A 21898-nucleotide genomic window follows, 5' to 3' on the forward strand; every position below is an offset into this window, starting at 1 on the left:
GTAATCGCCATGTCCGCAAATAAACATATCTATGTGGCATACACTGGCGGAACTATAGGAATGCGAGCCTCCGAAAAAGGATTCGCACCAGTGCCAGGGTTTTTAACTGAAACCTTGGCCAAGTTACCTGAATTCCATCGTTCGGAAATGCCAAAGTTCACAATTCACGAATATAGTAACTTGTTAGATTCTAGCGATATGGTGCCGGCTGACTGGCAAACCATAGCGCAAGATATCAAACAAGTGTATGACCAATATGATGGATTTATCATATTGCATGGCACAGATACTATGGCGTATACGGCTTCTGCGCTATCTTTTATGTTTGAGAATTTAGATAAACCTGTGATTGTGACTGGTTCCCAAATACCATTAGCTGAACTTCGCTCCGATGGTCAAACCAATTTGCTAAATGCGCTTTATATTGCCGCTAATTATCCAATTCCGGAAGTGACGCTGTTTTTTAATAATTACCTGTATCGAGGCAACAGAGCACGTAAAGTGGATGCTGATGGGTTTATGGCATTTGATTCACCTAATTACCCGCCATTATTAACAGCGGGAATAAAAATAGAAACGGACTACGTTTTTAAACAAACCCAAAGTAATCAGGAGTTAAAGGTAAGCGATATAAAAAGCCAGCCGGTAGGCTTGGTTAGCTTATATCCTGGAATTAGCCCTCAAGTCTTAAAAAATATTCTACAACAGCCTGTAAAAGCACTTATTTTAATGACTTACGGTGTGGGGAACGCGCCACAACAAGAGACTTTGTTAGCTACTTTAAAACAAGCTTACGATGACCAGATATTGATTGTGAATTGTACCCAGTGCTTGCGTGGTAAGGTTGATATGCAAGGCTACGCAACCGGAAAGTTATTAGCCCAAACGGGTGTGATTTCAGGAAAAGATATTACGCCAGAGGCTGCATTAGCCAAATTACACTACTTATTAAGTTCAGATACTTTGAGTTTTAGTCAGCGCCAAAAACAAATGGCAACCAGTCTACGTGGTGAAATGGACCAATTCTAAGCCTAAAATTCACATTTAGTAACAAAGGGAATTTTGAAAATTTAATCTACAGACTATTATATTTTTCAATCTCTTGGTAACTTAGATGAAGAATTTGAAAACTATATTAGTGTCATATCATGTTGCAAATTGAGTCTATCTCAAAAATCTACGACAATCAGGTGTTAGCGTTAGATGATGTTTCTTTAAACATCAATAAAGGACTGTTTGGTTTACTTGGCCCAAATGGAGCAGGCAAGTCTACACTCATGCGAATTTTATCCACCTTATTGGTGCCTGATAGCGGTAATGTCACTTTCGATGGTATAGATGTGTTAGCTCAACCAGAAGACATTCGTCAGCGCTTAGGTTATTTGCCTCAAGAATTTGGTGTTTATCCAAAAATCAGTGCCTATGAGTTGCTTGATCATCTAGCGGTTTTAAAAGGGTTAGTAGACAAAAATATCCGTAAAGAAACGGTTGAAGGTTTACTTGCTCACACCAATTTATATGAAGTCAGAAAAAAAGCGGTCAGTAGCTTTTCTGGCGGCATGCGACAGCGCTTTGGGATTGCTCAAGCGTTATTAGGTGACCCTGATTTGTTAATTGTAGATGAACCAACCGCTGGGCTAGATCCTGAAGAGCGAAATAGATTCCATAACTTATTAGTAAGTTTAGGCAGTAATAAAGTCATTATTTTATCCACCCACATTGTTGAAGATGTATCCGAGCTTTGCGAAGACATGGCGGTATTAGGCAACGGTAGAATTCTATTGCAAGGCAACCCAGTGAAAGTTACTCAGGCGCTTGAAGATCGCATTTGGCGAAAAACCATTTCTCGTCATGAAATAGAGTCTTATGAGCAAGAATATAATGTGATTTCAAAACGTCTTTTCGCCGGTCGTACCGTTATACACGTGGTCTCGGATACGGTTCCCGAAGGCTTTGAATCTGCACCTGCCAGTTTGCAAGATGTGTATTTTAACTCGCTTAAACAAGCTGTAACGCCGTTAGATACTGTACCGGCTTAAGTTATAAGGCTAGCATCACCTTTAACGCTAGTGAATTAAGGAAATTTTACATGTTGTGGAGAATGTTCAAATTTGAATGGCGGTATTATCTGCACCAGCCTTCTTTTGTTGTCACTTCGCTCATATTCTTCTTGCTACCGTTTTTGTCCATCACATTGGATCAAGTGCATATTGGCGCTACTACCAATTTAAATGCTAATAGCCCTTATGCGATAAACCAAGCGCTTCTAATATTTTCTGTTTTTGGCATGTTTTTGGTGGTGAATTTTATCGGCAGTACTGCATTGAGAGAGAAGGTGAGTGGTATGAATGAAATTATTTATACCAAACCAATCGATCATTTTCGTTACCATTTTGGCCGCTTTTTAGGTGGCTATGCTATGGTTTTGACCGTTTTTGCCATGGTGCCTTTAGGGTTAATGCTAGGCAGTTTAATGCCTTGGCTAGTATCGGATAAATTGGGTCCGTTCAATATTTGGCATTATATACAGCCATTTCTGGTATTCACTGTACCTTCGATGTTGTTATTTTCATGTCTTTTTTACGCAGCCGCTCGTCTGTTTAAGAGCATATTAGCCGTTTATTTAAGTGCCTTAGGCTTATTGATCTTATACATAATCAGTGAAGTTATGTTTACTGGGCAGGAAACTCGATTTTTCATGGCCCTGATAGATCCTTTTGGGATAAACGCCTATTTAGATGTCACTAGGTATTGGACACCTAGCATGCGCAACTCTCAAATAATCGGATTTGAAACTGAGATAGTACTCAACCGCATCATTTGGCTAGCCATTGCTATTCTTAGCATGTTAACTTTGATAGATTTTCGCAAACCGTTAAAACTTAGCGCATCTAGTCCTAATAAGATCCCTAGCTTATCAGGACCTCCCCAGGTAGCAGAGTTGTATAATATCGGTGCCAAATATCAAGAATATAGTGCAATTGAGCAATTTAAAGTTCGAACTGAATTCGAAATTCGGCAAATAATTAAATCCCCCTCTTTTATTGTTCTGCTGGGATTTTGTACCTTCATGATGCTGGTGAGTTTGCTTTTCGAGCCCGGACCTTACGGTTCATCAAAAATGCCGCTGACACAATTCATGGTAGAACTCATTCAGAGCTCCTATGGCCTATTAATGTTGATAATAATTACTTTCTACACGGCAGAAACTGTTTGGCGGGAGAGGTTGCTGAATATGTCCGAAGTGATTGAAGCTATGCCTGTAGAAAACCCCATATTTTGGTTATCAAAACTAATTTCAGTGATTGTTATCCAGCTAATCATTTTTGCTTTTGGCGTTTCTATTACTATTTATAACCAGTTGATTCATACATATTTTGATTTAGATATTAGCCAATATTTTATAAGTCTGGTGTATTTTTATGGTCTGCCATATGTGTATTTGACGATTTTGTCTTTTTTTATTCAGGTGCTATCGCCAAACAAATATATCGGAATGCTGATTTTTGTGTCTTACATCTTCGTATCCTTGGTTTTTGCTGAAATCGGAATTGAACACAATATGTTCAACTTTGCTAGTGCACCTGTATTAGAGTTTTCAGATATGAATCGATACGGTTGGTATATGCAGACCCAAAATGCCTATATGCTGTATTGGGGAGCTTTAAGTTTAATATTATCAGCATTCAGTTTTGCTCTTTGGCGAAGAGGTTATTACACCACCTTATCTGAACGTTTCCGGTATGCAGGAAATCGGCTAGGTTCTTCAGGGCGAGCATTGGCATTATTTGCAACAGTTGCCTTTGTTATTTCAGGCACATTAATTCACTACAACACCAAGGTGACTAACCAGTTTATCTCCAGTGACAGATTAAAGGAGCTAAAAGCTTTATACGAAACTCAGTACAGTGCAATGGAAGATCTTGTTGTTCCCCAGGTTTCAGAGGTTGATTTAAATGTAGCCATATTTCCACAATCGAGAAAATTGGAAACTGTGGCTAAACTTACTCTAGTAAACGATAGTCCAGTCAATATAGAAAGATTTTTAGTCAATTTACCTGCACATTCTTATGATATTAAATTTACTACCGAGCAAGGGCGTGTAGTAATGGATGAACAAGCATTAAACACTGCTTGGTTTACGTTTGATATGCCTTTGGCTCCCGGCGCAACACTCGATTTAACCATTTCCCTAGCTCGCCAGCATTTTGGCTTTAAAGATAAAGATGAAGATGCTAGCTTGGTTACCAATGGCACATTCATTGACAACCGTTCTTTGCTACCTACCTTTGGTGTTAAACAAAGTTTTTATCTAACAGACAACTTTGAACGAGCTGAATTTGGTCTTATGCCGAGGGATGATACCCCTGATGAACCGCAACAAAACATTTTAGGCGACTCGATCAATGCGATTAAATTTAAAGCACGTCTATCTACCCATGAATCTCAAATCGCAATAGCGCCAGGATATTTGAAAAAATACTGGACTGAAAATGGCCGCAACCATTTCATTTATGAAATGGACAAACCCATGATGAACTTCTATAGCATTCTGTCTGCGGATTTAAAGGTTAAATCTACAATGCATAATGGTGTTGAAATTGCTGTTTATTATCATCCAAAACACGAATGGAATGTTGCTACCATGATAGAGGCAACTCAAGACGCGCTGGATGCTTTTAGCCAAGCGTTTGGAAAATACCAATATCGACAGATGCGGATAATTGAGTTTCCTAGTTATCGAGAGTTCGCTCAAAGTTTTCCCAATACAGTGCCATATTCTGAAAGCTTAGGCTTCGTAGCTGATTTAAGAGATGAGACCGAAATTAATTACGCGTATTATTTAACCGCTCACGAAATAGCACACCAATGGTTTGGGCATCAGTTGATGGTTGCCAATGTTGCTGGAGGAGATATTTTAGTGGAGTCTCTTTCCCAATATGCCGCACTTAACTTGATGCGTCAAAAATACGGAGCGCTTATGTTACGTAAAGTATTAAAGCACGAGTTGAACAGCTATTTATCTGGCCGAACCTTAGAAAATAGGTTAGAACCACCATTATCCGAATCCTTCAATAGAGCCTACATTCACTATAATAAAGGCGGCATATTGTTGATGGCTATTGCCGAACGAATAGGGATTCAAGGGTTTAATGGGGCGTTAAAGCAGTTGATTGAAGAGTATAATCTCACCAGTGGTAAGTTTGCGACTATCGAGGATTTTATCAGCCTATTGAAAAAGCAAAGTACCAATGAAGATTTAGATTTTATCGATGACGCATTTAATAAAATTGCAATTCATGATTTTAGTCTGAAAAGTGCAGTGTTATCTGAGAAAGATGGCATTTATAAAACGACTTTGGAAATCTCGGTGGCTAAATTTTATGCCTCAGGCAATGGTGACGAAACTGAGGTAGCGTTTAATGACGAAGTTTCCATAGGTTTGTATACGAATAATCCAGATGAAATTACTCCCAACCAATCACAACTTCATTTACAAGAATATCAATTAACCTCAGGGCTAAACGAAATAGTCATCGAAACCAATCAAAAGCCTTCTTATGCAGTGGCGGATCCCTTAATACAATTTATTGACAGGGAAATTAGAGATAACACACATTTCATTGACTGATATGAGCCACTTTTTAAAACAATTGAAAATTTATTGCTAACCGTTGCATAGCTAAAGTAAGAGTATTTGAATAAGTTTTTATTTATGCAAGACACTAGTGCAAATGCAATGACAGAGGTAGCTTTAGGTTTGTCTATGGCTTTTTTCTCTTTGATGATAGTGGCCCTAGTATCAGTTTCCTTGCCCCAATCTTCGTCGTTAGAGTCGGAAAATTTAGCGCCTAAAATTAACGCCAATCGACTTCAACTAGAAGCGCAAAACCAAGAATTAACTTCGGATACTGCTCAGGAACGGGCATTTTTTCTATTTTACTATGAAGGTACTTTTTATAACCAGGCTTTGGAGCCAACTATTCCTGCACAAATCTCGACGGAATCCCCAATTGTGTTAGCCATTGCCCCAAATGTAAATATTGAAGAGGCCTTGGCATTGCAGAAAGTGTTTGGTCAAAAAAGTATTCAAATAACCAGTATGAATCAAGATTGGTTAACTGCGGTAGGGAGTCGAAGTGCAGGTCATTAAGGTTTACCCCACCAAATTATTCTTAATCAATCGTTGCAGTAATATTTTTATTCTAGTTTGCGCCTTTGTGTTAGCTTTGGTTTTGATGTTCAGTCAACAGCTATCATCAAAAAACGATCAGTTGGAACATGACACATCTAAATCGACAGCGATAATTGAGAATTCAAACCATGCAAGTGCACCAAGCAATTATACGGAGCTACGCACTGAGCTTATTAAGTTGCGGCTTCATAACAGCCTAAGGCCAGTCCGTCATCAAAGCTCGTTTACAACTAAGGATGAATTCTCGGTAAGAAAAACAGCTGTGAAAGCAGCAGAAAAATCCCATTATGATTTTGTTTGGTAGTCTCTACATTTTTGCACGTTTATTGCTAATAATTTCTATATATCCATTAGTCGTCAATTTTTAGTCGATAAAAGTGTAAGTTTCCTTTGGAATTTAAACATAAGAGTTATCGCTCAATAGCGCTCATTAGCAAAAATAATGCGTTTCTTGTTTGGCATGCCGTTGACCAGGCAGGGAATTCCTTTGCCATAAAACAAGCGTGGGAGCCGTCTTATAATAGTTTATTAAAAAAAGAGCGCGATATTTTACAAAGTTTAGGCAAACATCAGCACTTAATTCATGTTTTGGACAATGACATGCTGCCAAATGGATGTCAGTACTTAGTCTACCAATGGTATCCACAGGCGTTATATGGCCTTTTAGCTCAACAGTATTCATTAGATTGGCAATGTTTAGTCGACTGGATGAGACAAATCTTTTCAACGCTAAAAATATTGCATGAACAAGGAATCTTACATAAGGATATTAAACCTCAAAATCTACTCATCAATGCGCAAAATCAGTTGGTGTTGACAGATTTCGAAACCGCTGAATTTATCCATGGCGCGCGCAAATATTCAGTGCAAGCAGAGCGAAATACTGCATTTACGCCGGCGTATTCAAGTCCCGAGTTAATAAATGGTAGCGCTCAATTAACCCCAGCCACCGATATTTATTCCGCAGGCAAAGTGTTGATAGACTTGGTTAACAAATTGCCAAGAGATCAGCAACAAGGTTTTGCTTCATTCATTTCTTCATTAACTGCCGAAAACCCTCAAGACCGTCCAGAAAGCGTAGATCTCTGTTTGCAGATGCTGGAAAAACTACCTGAAAAATTTGAGCAAAACTTAACTCAACGATTTGTCCAAGAAGAGTGGCTGTCAGATGATTATCATCAGTTAGCGAAACAGATAGAAAATCTGATTTTGCTAAAGGGGTACTGTAATGAACAGCAGATTTTGCCTGCTCTTGAATATTCTACTCAGGTAAATATTGAAAAGTATTCTCGAGAATATTTGTCCAAGGTAATAGAGGATGTGGTAGCGAAATTAGGCCAAGATCCTAAATTGAGTGACTACTTAGTTTATTGTCAGCGCCTTTATTTATTAGAGCAAAAAAGTACACAACTTGAGCAACCCCAATGGGAAGAATTGGTAAAGACTGGTTGCCATCTGTCCGGACAGTCAAAACAAAGCATAGAAGCCTTGCTTGAAGAAAAATTCAAAATTAAAACAAAGGCTTGGCCAAGATGGTTTTTGCTAGGGATTTTCTTGGTAGTAATGAGTATTCTCTATATTGGTTGGACAATTTTTACTTTCCCTACGTCAGAAAAGCCAACGGAGATTACTCATCAACCCCAAGCAGAGGTAAAGCAAGTAATTGACAATACAAATAGCCTAGAGCAAAGGGCAACTCACACCTCGGTAGAAAAGCTAGATGCAAATATTCGATACCTGAGCTTTACCGATAGCCAAAACACCCAAGTACAAATAACCTTGGTAAAAATAAACACCAATAAGTCGCCAATATGGGTAATGCAACATGAAGTTTCTAATCAACTTTATAATGCATGCATTAGGGCAGGTAAGTGCAGAGATAATAAAGTTATTTCGACCTCGTTGAAAAAACAAAATTTAAATAATGATGACTACCCAGCAGTTCAAGTTAGCTGGTATTCCATTCAAGAAGAGTTTATTCCATTTTTAAATGCCCAACTAAATACAAAATTTGCCTTACCCAGTAAAATCCAATGGTTGCAAATTAGTTCGCAGGCGAAAATAGATATCACAAATGGTATGTTGAGTATGCACTGTCGAGGTTGCAAGGCAATTACAAGTGTCAATTTTCAAGGACAACCAATGCCGGTAAATTACTTAGCGGCAGATAAATCAAACCTTATGCATGTGTTCGGCAATGTTAGAGAATGGCTTTCAGATTGTCCTGAAAATCAATATGGTTCACCGGCCTGTCATCAAGCTCTAGTCGCTGGAGGTTCATGGATGCAATCATATGATGTTATAATCCAGGATCAGTTTAATCGTCTGCAAAAGCGGGCCAAATCAATCGATACAGGATTTAGACTTGTTGAAGTTTCTGAATAATTATTTTTCTGTATTACTTCTTTGCTTAATGTGCGCGCTGACGACGTCAGCCTATGGGCGTACATTGTTGTTACTACCGTCTGTTAACTCGGAGCAACACGCAATACAGGCTCAACAAGACATAGAAACAATCTTAGTTAAGCAATTGAACAAAAAGCTACATAACGTACAAGTTGCTAGCAAGATTGATTCTATATGCAGTGATCAGCCCTGTGATAGCGATATTCAGGTGCTTTCAAGGTTAATTTCAAGATATCCTTTGGTTGATTTGGTATTGTTCTATTCTGTTCCCTTGTCCGAAAATAAAACTGCATTTATTACCGCTTACGATCCTTATTCCCAAACGGAAATTTTTAATATTGTATTGGAATCGGATCAGGTCGCTAATTGGCAAACAAACGTCATAGCCAGTGCACTTGGACAGCAAGCAACAATCAATATTGAAAACTTACAGCATTCTGTCCAAATTGAATTAGCATTAAAAGGATTTAGTGTCGAAGAATTAGTCCCAGTCACTACCTTTTTGTTATCTCTGAGCCAAGAAAATCAGGTTAAGTTGATTAAAACATTAAATCAGAACTATGCGTTATCTTCCATTATGCCAGTGGTCGAAACACATTATTCAGTTTACAGCGACATGACAGTGACACATCTTTATAACGAGCTTGTGCGTTTCTGGGAGTTGCAAAATATCGATGTTGATATGTCTTTTGAGCGTGAAGACGCTCGTCTTACTATTAGTCGTATAGGTAATCCTTATACACCATCTATGGTGACTTTGGGTTTGGTGGCTATAGTAGGTTTGGTGTTGATTTACTTAAGCCTTCACCGTTATTTCTTTCATAACCGATTGGAGTATCTGGCGGAAAAAAAATATGTTGAAGAATGGTTGGCGACTTATAAAAAAGCCAGTAAAAACATATTTAAAGTAAGTGATCATTGGAAGAGTCAATTAAATTTTTGGCAACAAATCAACCGCGAATCTCAGCAACTAGAAAAACAAGCTAAGATTTTTTACGATGCTGGGGATCTACACACGGCCAAACTCTTTATTAGCAAGGCGTTAAACATCAATGCTAGTGCACCTCTAGCAAATAAGCTTATTCGAGAAATCGAAAAAGAAGAATCATCAAGCAAACAACTCACAGATAGAGAACAGTGGGTGCGTAATAAGATTGCTAAAGCAATGAGTAATTTTCGCAACGATAGTATTTACAAGGCACTTCGTCAGGCTTATCAAGCAGAGTCAAGTATAAGAGAAGACAAGCATTTCAAGAAACAACTTAAGGCAATTACGAAGCTTATAAACAGAATCAATGGCCAAGCTAGCTATCAATATTCTCGTTTGCATATTCGACATAACAATCTTCCAGAGCAAATCAGCCTTGGTTGCGAAGAAAAATTAATGATAGGAAGAGAAAACGATACGCTAACAAAGGATTTTGTAGGTGTCGTTGCAATAGAGCATAAGGGGCTATCCCGCATTGGTCGACAAACACTTATTTATAGAGATGAAAAAGGGTTCTGGCTTGAGGACTTAGGAAGTACCAATGGCACATATGTAAATGGCAAAAAGTTAGAAAGCTCATACTGTATTCAGGATACCGACAAGCTATTATTTGGCGCCGATTCGCAAATTGCAGGTGTTGTACTCAATGTGCAACTTTATAATCAAGCGGATGCGCTGCATTTGAGTTTAGAAAAGAATATGCATGAAAACCAAGGAATAAGAGAGCTTGCTCAATTATGGCCGGATTATATGCACGCCGCACGAATGGAATATTGGGTAACGAAAATTCCTTTAGTGCTCTGTATGGACAAAGATTCAAAAGCACTTAGTTTGTCTACAGAGCGCAAAAAATATGGCAACAATGTCGCTATTTGTCGCATTGAGCTGTTGCCCTACGCTAGTGTTGCTCCCATTGGTGATGCTAATGTTAATGTCGAAGGGCAACCCTTACTTGGAAAAATGCCTGTAATCTTGCCAATGCAATTGGAATTTGATGGGGAAATTATTACTCTCACGGCTGACAGTTATACCCAAATAAAACAAAGTAGTCATTTTCAACACCAAACGCGGCTAATGCAGGAAGACTGATTATGTCCCTCGTAGCAACATCGTCCGCTTTTACTGATGAAATATTGCTTTTGCAAGATGTGACCTTAGCAAATCATAGACAACAGCATAAATTTACCGCTCGAAATGTCGAATTGCTCAGTCGTCATTTAATCGCTCGCCATTACAATAGTCTTTCATGGGAACTCGCGCATTTGTTGTGGCGCGTAGTCAATACCCGTGAGAACGCAGCAATTTACAATTTTTTCTGGATAGAAGAAGCCGTTCATTCTGAAACTGCAAAATCTTGGTTTGAGGACAATCAGCTCAATGTTCTAAATCAAGCATCCTCTGAAACTCTGCCAAATGCCTTGCAAATTGTTATTCATCAGCATGAATTTACGCTTTCTTGGTCAAGAATCAATATTTTAGCGGCCTTAACCGAATTCATGATTAATCTTGCCCCGCAAATTATGGATGAAATCCAACAAATATTATGGGGGAAAGGGCTCAACGCTATTCGCTCATGTGCAGGTCATATACAAAAACATTTATATCAGGCATTAGAGGCGCTATTGCCGCCAGCGCGTGCGCAACAAAAACTATATTTCTTTGAGCAACAAATTCAAAATATCGAACCTAGAGAAGTGAACCTGATATTTTGTGATTTATGGAAAAAAGCAAAAGATATTGAGGGATTAACGAAATTATCGAATTTCTATGGGCAATTGTGTGCTTACTTTCAAGCCAAAGAAGCAGACTTTTCAGCAGAGTCATTAGATGCGTTAGAGGCTGACGAAAAAATAAGTGAAAACATCTTCGCTATGCTTAATCAAAGGGAAGAAAGCACGCATAGGTTATCTTCCGCATTAAACAATGTAAAAGTGCTCAGTCAAGCCCAGTGGGCCAAAGTGGAATTAATCAATACTGAGACGAGATTAAGTGAGGACTTGTTTCTAGCGCTATGCTCATTGTGGAGTTTTGCCCCCACACAAACAAAATTAATTCAGGCGGTCCGTAATAATAGCTCAAGAGAAACTCGTCTCTCATTGTTAGATGAAATGGAAAATTATCAGCAGCAAGTGAATTTCATTCAGGCGATGATGAAACTCAATAGCCAAAACGCTTTGGCCTGTTTGCAACTGATAAAAGTGCATTTTCCAAACAAGGTAGTCAAAGCCTTGGGCACATATAGCATTTGGTTAGAGACAATCGAACAAAAAGTGTCAGAAGCGGGCTCCACACAAGTTGCGTCATTGGAAGAAAATCCCGAAAGTCTATGTCCCGATATTTTTGAACAAGCGCAGAGTGCACTAAAGAAGAACAACCGCAAAGGATTTACAGTTTCAACTTTGGCAAGCATAGATGACTATATGTCTACACTGCAAATGCTAAACATATTGAATATTTCTTTAAGAAAAATTTTAGCTAAATTACAGGCCTTTAATGGTGATAACTATACGCTGGAAACAAAATACCTTGCTGACCGTTGCATAATAGAAAGTGAGTATTACCAGAGGTATTTTGAATGAATAAGGCCCAGCAGGCGTACTTTTTTGCGATGTCAGAGATAATCCATAGTGAAGATTTGCTCAAGCAAATAAGTAATGCAGACAAAGTGTCAGATAAACTAAGCTATTCGGAAATTGCTCAATATGCGGTGTCAAGAATGCCAAGTGCATCTGCTAACGTGCAAACAATGATCAATAGCAATGTAAATTACCGTCGAATTTACAAAAGCATTGTCGAAAAAATATGCCGTTTTTACAGTCCTAAACAAGTAGCAGCTAGTTCAAGTACCCAAATATTTGAGCGCAAAACCTCAGATTTTCAACTAGCTTTATCAGTAAACGAAAACTCAGTTAAGCAAGACGTTACTGTTACATTGGCGTTACACAGATCAGATGATAAAGTTGCTTCAGAGGCAAGTTTACACTGTTTCTATCAAGAGTTGGCCATGCCATTACATCTGACTAAAAATAGACAAGGTGTATTTGAAGCAAAAATATCCAGTCATGATGCTATTTTTTCAGCCTTAGGTGATGCTGAATGCGAGATCTATATTAGATAGGGAGTAAGGCTTATACAGTCATATCATTTGTATGTTGCAACAACCCAAGGCTTGGTGAAAATTGAAAAAATACTGAATTTACCTGAGTCTCAATCTTCTGTTGTAACCATAAAAGGTAGTGCTGATAAAGCCTCCATTTCAGATTCTTATGAACACTTTGTTCAGCGTACAACTGGCGTGATCCAACGCATGGTTGATGGACAGAATTTTCACGTCATTATAAGTCAAAATATCGATCACGGAGAATCATGGCAATTAGCCTTTGTTATCGGGCATCTATTAGCTTCTATTTCACGGCTGGCAGAGGGCGAACCAAAAGATAGCGATACCATAATTATTGCGTCTGGACGCGTTGATCCTTTAACAAATAAGGTAGAAAGGATTGAGTTTTTACAGCAGAAAATAATTCGGGCTCAATTGGCGCTTTCAGGATTAAATTCCACAGCCAACTCGATTTGTTTTTTTATTCCAACAGACAACTATAGAGCGCCACTGCCAGATACTTCATTGGTATTAACACCCGTCAATGAGTTACAAGAGCTTAGTAATTTTCTACAACGTCTTGGGCTATCGGTAAATAGCACCTTAACTACCACCGAGAGTAATCAGGTTTTCACTGGTAATATCATTGAAAGCCAGTCTGTAAATAAAGCGTCTATCTTAGCTAAGTTTATTGCTGGCAGCCTAATGTTGCTATTGGCTTTGTGGTTCATCTTAATACCTAACACAGAGACCTTGTTTATCGAAACCAGAGTCGGTTTAAACGGTTGCATTGAGACCCAAGAAATTACACATCCGTTTGAACTGTTTGAGTCAAATATATTGCCTGCTATTAATCTCCATGGTTTATGCAGGATGCAGATTTTATTGCCAGAACATATTCAATCGGTATTTTTAATTTCAGATGCTAACAAGGTGTTGGTATTGGAAGAACAAAAAACAAACCTCTGGACGATTCCCTTGCCGAATAAGCAAAATATGTCTCGAGAGTACTTACTTTTTTTATCAACAAGCAAATTAGATAAAGCGGATCAGCAAAGTCTAACTGACTATTTGTCGGGTCTAGAAAGCCCTTCAATATCCCCAGACATCATTAAAAGTTGGTCTAAAAAACAAAATATTTCCGCTTTTTTTCTTACTCAACGACTGATTCACTAAAAAATCCAGCAAACTGTTTCATAACCTAAATTGAGTACATCAACATTGGGTTACCTATGAAATTGCCATTAATTTTTATTGCTATTGTAATGTTAAGCGCCTGTTCTATGACGGAGCCGCAAGTTGCTGCGTTAGAACCTTCTAGTTCACGTCTTGATCAAAATTGTGTCGAGCAAGTTTTTAAACGGGAAGCACAGTCCAACGGCCATGCAAGCCAGTTTTTAGCATTAGCTAATAATGCAGAAGCTTGTCTTGGTAATCAGCAATTTTCTGCAAACCATCCAGACAATCATACTGCGATGCAGTTACAAGCGCTGGCTGTGACTTCTTATATTAAGTCTGGCGAAGTATCCTTAGCTAAATCTGCATTGACAGAATTTAAACGTAAATTTCCTATGCAAGACCTTGTATATCCTGACTTCACTTCTTTTTTAGATTCAGCAACAGCTTTACTTGAATATGAACATTTGTCTCAATACCAACTTGCGCGATTGAATATAAACCCCTTATTACGCAAAGAGCTTGATCGACAACAGCGCTGGTTGAGTCAATAGGAGAAAATCATGCAAATACCTACTCTAAAAAAATCATATTTGTTAATTGCTACTGTACTAATAGGTTTGAATGCCCAAGCGAATGAATGGCAACCCGTTGAAGTTGAGCAGTTAATTGAGTTACCGGTCAATTTAATTGAAAAACGCATTCAGCAAGATTTTAATTTATCGCCTATGGCAAGCAAATTAAGCCATATCGAATCAGCCTTGGTGTCTCAAGGCGAAAAAATAAAAGCACTGCAAGCAATTGTGCAAGAAGCAAAAGACAACGAGATGATCGATGAGAAAGTTAATCTGGTAAAAGTGAAGTCAGATTTTCTTGATAACATGCAAGAAGGGCAGCTACTCAGACAAAAATCTCTCAGTCAGAAAATAGATCTTTATCAAGCTGTACTTGAAAAGCTCTATCAACAACAAAACCGACAACAATCAAGCGCACTATATCAGGTTAAACAACAGCAAGAAGCGGCCAGAGAGCGCATGGAAAAAGTGATGGCGAAAGTCGATGCGGCAATGTCAGAACAAGGCCTTACCCAAACTACGCCATATGCGGATGAATTTACCAAGAATTTAGCAAAAATTAATAAGTTAAAAGAAGCTATTCAATCACATAAAGCGAACATGTCGCCAATGGTAAATGGTATCGAAGTATCAACTGAAGAATACGTACGTCAATTGCTGATGCAAGTCGCTTCTGAGCAGTCTTTGTTAGACCAAGAAGCCTTAATGTTAAGTTATATGTCTCGTCTTGTGGCCCTTGACGCTCAAGCGCTTGAATATGCCATCAATATTGAAGATGAAGATGCGTCCGGTAGCAAGATTGAAAGCACTACGACGCCAGCAACTTCCGTTAGTCTGTTTTTATAAGGAATAAGCAAATGAAATTCTTTAATACCTTTGCTCTAATCGCCGTTGTGAGCGTTTTTTCTACCAGTGCACAAGCTGACAATAACTTGTTAAGCCTAAAAAATCTCGAAAGAGAAAGGGCTAAGTTCTTACATACAATGTTGTCAGATGCCGATAGTCCCGATCAAAAACGACAGCAAATACTGATGTCCCAGCGACATCTGATTGATATGGAACGCATGGTTATCCGTGACGATAGACTGACTAAAAGTCAAAGTGATTTAGTGAAAAGTGCATTTTTACAGTTTGATTTAACTTTTTTAATGCATTCAAGCGCCGAGCAATCCGCACAACCATTAGCCCATTGGATGAAACAGGTTGGTATGGATACTCAATCAGTAATCAACGCTAAACCTGGATTCAGAAAATGAAACTGATGGTGTTAAATCAATCAAGTTGGCGCTTGGGTTTATCCCTGTTGTACTGGATGGGAGGGGCTTTAGTCATCCTTGGTGCCGCTTTGAGTTTTTTTCTGGATATGTCGGTCGCCGACATGCTTGATAGTTTAAATCGACATTTTGGAAAAACCTTTAGTTTTCTATTTATTGCTCTGGTTTGTCTGGCGACTTTAGCACTAAAGAAAATGTATGAAATCGCACCCGTTAATGGGCAAGCTTATTGGGCCGAAATTGCATTGCAAGCGGCTAATGGGATATCAACTATTGCGCTGACCTTTACTCTGCTAGGGATTAGTTTAGGTATAGGATATTTATCTGAAAAACCCTTAGCACCAGAAAATGTTAATGACATTATTTCTCAGTTGACGTCTCAATTTTCCATGGCGTTTATGACCACAGTTGTGGGCTTGCCAACAGCGGCAGTTTTGCGTGCTTTAGTGGCAGTTAAATTAGCAAAATCTCAATAGTGAGGAATCGACTTATGCTAGCAAAAATAACCTTTTTTATTGTAGTTGTAATAGGGGCCTGTTACCTGAGCATAAAATCATTTGGACTTCCATGGCAACATGCGGACAGTCAGCAAACCATGGGTAAAGACAGTGATAGTAATATTCAGCTGACAAAAGAGTTACGAAGTCTAGAACTGAGAATTGAACAATTAGAGTCAGAAAATCTGCAACTTCAAACCAGTATAGCTAACCTTGATCAACAAAAAACTGAATTCACGAAAACACAAAATCAAGCCTTGGAAGAAGAAAAACCAGTGCTTGAAGAGCAAGTGACTGCGCTAGTTGCGAATTCAACTAAGCAAGACTCACATATGGGGAATGAAGAAGGTGTTTTACACTCCGATAAACGCGCAACACTTTTAAAACATCAAGCCGCATTACGCGAGGTTGCCAGCAAGCGGCAACTTGCTGCGATTAATGCGTTGCAATAATTGCTCTAAATATGAAAAGTGTTTGGTGGTATGCAAGTAGCGGAGTTTTGCTAGCCTTATTGATAATAGATCTTTTGAGCTTCCCTATAGAGGCGATAGAAGATAAGGAACAAGACATCAGCATTCAGGCGCAAGCAGAGCCAAAATTAAGCTTGGCTCAAGTGAGCTTGCCTAAAGTACCTCAAGAGTTTGAACAAGACTTGGATACGGAATCTAATTCAAGCTCAGTAGCCAAGGGTATAGAAGGCGTAGAAGTTAAGCCTCAACATCACGTCAGTACAGATTCTTTGGCCAAATTAAAATCTGATGCGTTTTTGATTTCTATGCCCTTGGATCAAATGCAGCATAATGCATTAGGCACATTTTTGTACCAATGTGTAGGCATAGGTTTTGGCAGTATTACTTACAACAAAGCCGCGGCTGAATTGATTTATTTATCAAAATCAAGGACAACGCCTAGTAAAATTTTAAGACGCGTAAACAAAACATTGTTTTCTTTTGAAAAGCAGCTAACCACCGCCTATGAAAAACAGAATAATCTGGTCAGGTTATATCCAATGTGGTTTGATCTGCAGTTAGTAGAAATGATTAATAGTCATTCTCCGCAGTCTGAATTGAAAAGCTTTACAGCGGAATACGAATTGAATAATAAGCGCTTGTGGTTAAAAAATATCGTAATAAATGGGCAAGATATTGCTGGAAAGTGGCTGTTGGCTAACGGGGCAAATGCTAGTTGCCAAGCAATGTAACCAAGTATAAAGCGCCCATCAACAAAGGCTGGTGAAGTAAATAAATAGAAAGGCTATGCTTACCCGGCCATACCCACCATTTTTTTTCATAGCTAATCAAATTTTTTGCGGGATCTTTAAGAAACCAGTTCGCATGGGCTAGACCTATGCCCAACAACACCATACCGAACCAAGGGACAAAAGCGACATAATCATTGGTATAGCTAGGTAGATTATCGAATAGCAAGTGGAACGGCCAACGTGTAGGCACTATTTGTAAAGCGCCGGTTATTAAAAAAAGAGCACCTAGACCTATGGAAATTTTGGGGTGATGAATAAACAAAATGCCAATTAGAGACGATACCGCTAAAAAGTGTAACACACCAAAAAAAATCCAATTTTTAGGAATGAAAAGGTAAGAGCCAATGGAAATTACGCCAGCAGCGCCGGCAATTTGCAATACGCGCACAAAAAATTTCTTGGGCCTAAACCGCTGCTTATAAGCCAAAGTTAAAGAAGCTCCCAAACATAGAAAGAATAAAGAAATAATCAGCCATCTAAATTGCTGCCAGCCACTGCCATCAGGAATATCTGACGAAATAAAATGAAAAAATTTGAGGTCGTAAATAAAATGGAAAATCACCATCAGAACAATGGCAAGCGTGCGCATAATATCGAGTGTAATAATTCTATTCGGCGTCATTTAAAAATGTTTCAAACTGTGGGTAAGTGAGCAAAATTAACAGAGACCAGTATAGACTGCTACCGAGTTTAAGTACATTGATAACCAAAATAACCCTTTGATTAAAAATAATTAATTGATTTACCGCATTGTATTTTCTATCAATCTCAATACACTAAAGCCTATGAGTACCTTATCTCCCGCTTTCGATAATTTTTGGTTTCTTCCCCTTGGCGGAACAGGGGAGATTGGAATGAATTTAAATTTATATGGCCATGCAAAAAATTGGCTTATGGTTGATTGCGGGGCCACCTTTAATGTGCCATTGGACCCTGAAAAAGATAATGATTTCTCAGTCAAAAGACATGATGTAGTTGTACCTGATGCGTCCTTTATTATTGAAAACAAAGATGCTTTATGCGGCATAGTGATTACCCATGCCCATGAGGATCATCTTGGAGCCTTAATGCACATATGGCCTCAACTTGATAATTGTCCAATTTATACAACAAGGTTTACCGCCGAAGTCATCCGCCGTAAATTCTACCGTGCGGATTTATTTTATGAGTTACCAATTGTTGAAGTGCGAACTGGTGATATCCTAGATATAGGGCCTTTTACCCTTCGATGGCTTTCTATTACACATTCAATTCCAGAACCTCAAGCACTTTTGATTACCACCTCTTTAGGCAGTGTCTTTCATACAGCAGACTGGAAAATTGACATGCAACCTGTAATAGGGAACAAGTTTAAACCTTCAAGATTTAAAGCGCTGTCGAAAGAAAATATCTTATCCATGGTTTGTGACTCCACAAACGCTAATCGAGCGGGCTTCTCGGTGTCAGAAAAAGAATGTGAATACGGGTTACATCAACTGATTCAAAAAGCCAATGGACGGGTAATTGTAACTTGTTTTGCAAGTAATATAGCGCGTTTATTAACCTTGTTTAAAATTGCGCGTGAAACAGGCCGGTACGTATGCTTATTCGGTCAATCTCTCGATAATATGATAAGTATTGCCAGAGCTACTGATAACTGGCCCGACGATTATCATCCCATCCCTAAACGCCACATTGGGTATTTACCCGCCCGTGAAGTACTTATTATTGCCACTGGAAGTCAAGGCGAATCAAAAGCTGCGCTTAGTAGAATGGCTGATGGAACCCATAGAGATTGTGATCTTGAAAAAGGAGATACCGTTATCTTCAGTAGCATTGTAATCCCAGGTAACGAAAAACCCATTCTCAAATTGGTCGAAAAACTCAAAAATCAAGACGTAACTGTGTATCAAAGTGAAAACTGTGAGTACAGAATTCATGCCTCTGGACACCCGAATTCAGAGGATTTAGCCCAGATGTATCAGTGGGTAAGACCAAAGTCTGTGATACCGACACACGGCGAATCTCTGCATATGACGGCTAATGCGGCCATAGCAAAACGGGTCGGAGTTGAAACTCAAATGGTCGGTGTAAATGGCGATTTATTTGAGCTAGCGCCAAATTACCAAAAACGAAATCAAGTCGTAAAAACTGGCAGAATCCCAATTTAATTATGTGATTTTTGGAAAAACACTATATCTTTTTAAATGTTTTTAACATTAGGTTAACCCTTTAGATTTAAATTCTCATCTGCACATTTGGACACTTAAGGGTAATCTATGAAATTAAACAAAAATAAACTAGCACTAGCTACACTAATTTCTTCTTCGTTAATGTTGTCATCAGGCCTTGCGAATGCGGGCGTTGAGTTGGTTAAAGTTCCTGTGGACGGGGAAGAGTTATCCGTCGTAATGGGAGGTTATGCGAAGGTTGATGTTCGTCATGTTAGTGGTGATGTTCAGTATCAGGACTATTGGTTAGCCAATATTCCAGGTGGTGGACCATTGGATACTTCTCATACAGGTTTTAACATTCGCGAGTCGCGCGTTAACTTTAAAGTTACAAAAGGGGACGTATACGGGGTAGTTGAAATTGACTTCTACGGCGACAACGGCAATGCGAACGAAGTAGTAAGTAACTCAAATAATCCTAGATTACGTCATTTCTATTTTGGTTATAAAAATTGGATGGTCGGGCAAAACTGGTCTACTTTCATGCCTTTGCATTCATTGCCTGAAGCCTTGGACTTTGGTGGTCCACACGTAGGTGAAGTTTTCATTCGTCAAACCCAAATTCGTTACACTAATGGACCTTGGCAGTTTGCCATAGAAAACCCAGAAACTAATGGTGACGGTGATGTTGGACGCCCAAGTGGTGCGGTAGGTTTGTCAGGAAGTCAAGCAGACCCTGATGAAACTATTCCAGATTTTGTTGCTCGTTATAATTTGACCAAAGACTGGGGTACGGTTTCTTTCGGTGCATTAATACGAAAAGTTGACCAAGGTGGTTTGGATGAAACTGCGATTGCAGCCTCTATTGCCGGTAAAATCAAAACAGTGGGTAAAGATGACTTCAGATTTTCTTTACAATTAGGTGAGCCTGGTCGTTATGTAGCGGCAGCTATGACACCTGATATTGTAACTAACGCTGATGATCAAGTGGAAGTGGAACAAACCACTGCGTTTACAGTGGCATATAGACACTTCTGGAATGAAAGTACTCGTTCAACAGCTTATTATGGTCAGGCTGAAACAGACGTGTTAGGTCGTAAACGTTCACACGGTGCTATTAACCTTATCACTGACGTTACAAAAAGCTTGAATGTAGGGGCTGAATTAGGTCAGTTCTCAGTAGACGATGAAGGTATTTTAAGCTTCGATTCTATTTATCTGCAGTTTTCTGCGAAGTATGCTTTCTAATCGCAAATAAACTTAAGCAGTTAATTAAAAGCAGCAATACTAAATAAAGTATTGCTGCTTTTTGCCAAATGATGCTTTGAAATGATCGATAAGCAACTTTATCTTATGATCTGGTTGGCGAGTTCTAGGATAAACGGCATAAATTCCCATAGATTTATTGGTGTAACGATTTAAAATTGGAATGAGTCTCCTACGTTCAACATCATCGTGCGCCAATGCTTGAGGCAAAAAACAAATCCCCAGATCCGCTAATGCCGCTTCTTTTACTGCAATTAAATTATTGCTAATAAATCTTCCTTTAATCATTAGTTGTTGTTCAACACCGTTAATATTGAATTGCCAATGGTCTACACCTGACGAATCATATTTATATTGTAAACATTCATGCTCATGTAATTCATTAGGATGCAAAGGCGTCCCATGTTTCTTTAAATATTTTGGGCTTGCGCAGACAATCCATTTCGATTCCACTAATTTGCGCGCAATTAAACTGGAATCTTCCAAATGGGCGGTGCGAATGGCTATATCAAAACCTTCGTCAACTAAATCAACAACTCTATTAGTGACTTGCAAATCAATTTTTATGTCTGGATATTCATTACAAAATTCAGCAATAGATTGGCCTAATACTAACTGAGCAGTTATGACTGGCATTGTAATTTTTATAGTACCTTTGACTTCGTTTGAATAGGCGCAAACTACGTCGGTTGCATCTTGCATTGCAGTTTTTGCTATCAGCGCCTTTGAATATAAAGCTTTACCAGCGTCAGTTAAACTCAGCTTCCTAGTCGTTCGATATAAAAGTTGCACATTCAGAGTATCTTCTAATCGACCTATACGCTTACTTACCACTGAATTCGTTAGCTGAAGCATATCTGCTACTTTTGAAAAAGAACCCGTTTCAACTACTTGAACAAATAGCAGAATATCATCTGCGCGAATCATATTATTCTCCGATTATGCAAGAAAAAGAAAAACACTAAGTAATTTATGGTAGGTATAACAGTAAACATTCGGTTGGACTATA

At 38.7% G+C, this 21898-nt stretch carries 19 protein-coding genes; 17 read left to right on the plus strand and 2 right to left on the minus strand.

Going from position 1 to position 21898, the window contains the following annotated elements; genetic code table 11:
- The first annotated feature begins 9 nt into the window (after window positions 1–9).
- The 15 genes from ansA (at window position 10) to ACNKW3_RS10620 (ending at window position 17413) form a co-directional block, all read left to right on the plus strand.
- Window positions 10–1029 carry an asparaginase gene (gene ansA / locus ACNKW3_RS10550; protein ID WP_427399258.1) on the plus strand — a complete coding sequence of 340 codons (1020 nt, stop codon included), beginning with the start codon at window positions 10–12 and terminating at the stop codon, window positions 1027–1029.
- A 119-nt stretch (window positions 1030–1148) separates the two neighbouring features.
- Window positions 1149–2039 (plus strand): ABC transporter ATP-binding protein, encoded by an 891-nt coding sequence (locus ACNKW3_RS10555; RefSeq protein WP_427399259.1) that lies wholly within the window; start codon window positions 1149–1151, stop codon window positions 2037–2039.
- A gap of 50 nt (window positions 2040–2089) precedes the next feature.
- Window positions 2090–5632: an ABC transporter permease/M1 family aminopeptidase gene (locus tag ACNKW3_RS10560; protein ID WP_427399260.1), complete on the plus strand. Its 3543-nt coding sequence runs from the start codon at window positions 2090–2092 to the stop codon at window positions 5630–5632.
- An 84-nt stretch (window positions 5633–5716) separates the two neighbouring features.
- On the plus strand, window positions 5717–6154 hold the full coding sequence (locus ACNKW3_RS10565; RefSeq protein ID WP_427399261.1) for a hypothetical protein: 438 nt from the start codon (window positions 5717–5719) through the stop codon (window positions 6152–6154).
- Window positions 6155–6586: 432 nt separating this feature from the next.
- On the plus strand, window positions 6587–8581 hold the full coding sequence (locus tag ACNKW3_RS10570) for a protein kinase domain-containing protein (RefSeq protein ID WP_427399262.1): 1995 nt from the start codon (window positions 6587–6589) through the stop codon (window positions 8579–8581).
- Window positions 8562–10679, plus strand: a complete 2118-nt coding sequence (locus tag ACNKW3_RS10575; protein ID WP_427399263.1) for an FHA domain-containing protein — start codon at window positions 8562–8564, stop codon at window positions 10677–10679. Before ACNKW3_RS10570 ends, ACNKW3_RS10575 begins: the two co-directional genes overlap by 20 nt.
- A 2-nt stretch (window positions 10680–10681) precedes the next feature.
- Window positions 10682–12169 carry a hypothetical protein gene (locus ACNKW3_RS10580; protein ID WP_427399264.1) on the plus strand — a complete coding sequence of 496 codons (1488 nt, stop codon included), beginning with the start codon at window positions 10682–10684 and terminating at the stop codon, window positions 12167–12169.
- Window positions 12166–12708 carry a hypothetical protein gene (locus tag ACNKW3_RS10585; protein ID WP_427399265.1) on the plus strand — a complete coding sequence of 181 codons (543 nt, stop codon included), beginning with the start codon at window positions 12166–12168 and terminating at the stop codon, window positions 12706–12708. The genes ACNKW3_RS10580 and ACNKW3_RS10585 overlap by 4 nt, the downstream gene beginning before the upstream one ends.
- A 54-nt stretch (window positions 12709–12762) precedes the next feature.
- The gene (locus ACNKW3_RS10590; protein ID WP_427399266.1) at window positions 12763–13866 is read left to right on the plus strand and encodes a hypothetical protein; all 1104 of its coding nucleotides are present in this window, start codon (window positions 12763–12765) and stop codon (window positions 13864–13866) included.
- Window positions 13867–13922: 56 nt separating this feature from the next.
- Entirely contained in the window at window positions 13923–14420 is a 498-nt protein-coding gene (locus tag ACNKW3_RS10595) for a hypothetical protein (RefSeq protein WP_427399267.1), read from the plus strand.
- Window positions 14421–14429: 9 nt separating this feature from the next.
- Window positions 14430–15287, plus strand: coding sequence for a hypothetical protein (locus ACNKW3_RS10600; protein WP_427399268.1), 858 nt, complete (start codon window positions 14430–14432; stop codon window positions 15285–15287).
- An 11-nt stretch (window positions 15288–15298) separates the two neighbouring features.
- Complete coding sequence (locus ACNKW3_RS10605; RefSeq protein WP_427399269.1) at window positions 15299–15697, plus strand: hypothetical protein; 399 nt, start codon at window positions 15299–15301, stop codon at window positions 15695–15697.
- The gene (locus ACNKW3_RS10610) at window positions 15694–16191 is read left to right on the plus strand and encodes a hypothetical protein (RefSeq protein ID WP_427399270.1); all 498 of its coding nucleotides are present in this window, start codon (window positions 15694–15696) and stop codon (window positions 16189–16191) included. The genes ACNKW3_RS10605 and ACNKW3_RS10610 overlap by 4 nt, the downstream gene beginning before the upstream one ends.
- Before the next feature lie 14 nt (window positions 16192–16205).
- Window positions 16206–16664, plus strand: a complete 459-nt coding sequence (locus tag ACNKW3_RS10615; RefSeq protein ID WP_427399271.1) for a hypothetical protein — start codon at window positions 16206–16208, stop codon at window positions 16662–16664.
- A gap of 11 nt (window positions 16665–16675) precedes the next feature.
- Window positions 16676–17413, plus strand: a complete 738-nt coding sequence (locus ACNKW3_RS10620) for a hypothetical protein (protein ID WP_427399272.1) — start codon at window positions 16676–16678, stop codon at window positions 17411–17413.
- Here the strand turns inward: ACNKW3_RS10620 and ACNKW3_RS10625 are convergent.
- Window positions 17394–18095 carry a heparan-alpha-glucosaminide N-acetyltransferase gene (locus ACNKW3_RS10625; protein ID WP_427399273.1) on the minus strand — a complete coding sequence of 234 codons (702 nt, stop codon included), beginning with the start codon at window positions 18093–18095 and terminating at the stop codon, window positions 17394–17396. The genes ACNKW3_RS10620 and ACNKW3_RS10625 overlap by 20 nt on opposite strands.
- A 232-nt stretch (window positions 18096–18327) precedes the next feature.
- Here ACNKW3_RS10625 and ACNKW3_RS10630 point away from each other — a divergent pair, with 232 nt between their 5' ends.
- Both ACNKW3_RS10630 and ACNKW3_RS10635 read left to right on the plus strand, forming a co-directional pair.
- Complete coding sequence (locus ACNKW3_RS10630) at window positions 18328–19623, plus strand: ribonuclease J (RefSeq protein WP_427399274.1); 1296 nt, start codon at window positions 18328–18330, stop codon at window positions 19621–19623.
- A gap of 108 nt (window positions 19624–19731) precedes the next feature.
- Complete coding sequence (locus ACNKW3_RS10635; RefSeq protein ID WP_427399275.1) at window positions 19732–20871, plus strand: DcaP family trimeric outer membrane transporter; 1140 nt, start codon at window positions 19732–19734, stop codon at window positions 20869–20871.
- Window positions 20872–20910: 39 nt separating this feature from the next.
- Here ACNKW3_RS10635 and ACNKW3_RS10640 read toward each other — a convergent pair whose 3' ends face one another.
- Entirely contained in the window at window positions 20911–21816 is a 906-nt protein-coding gene (locus tag ACNKW3_RS10640) for a LysR family transcriptional regulator (RefSeq protein ID WP_427399276.1), read from the minus strand.
- Window positions 21817–21898 lie beyond the last annotated feature (82 nt).

This window comes from Glaciecola sp. 1036 (genome assembly GCF_050306235.1).
Taxonomy (GTDB): Bacteria; Pseudomonadota; Gammaproteobacteria; order Enterobacterales; family Alteromonadaceae; genus Glaciecola.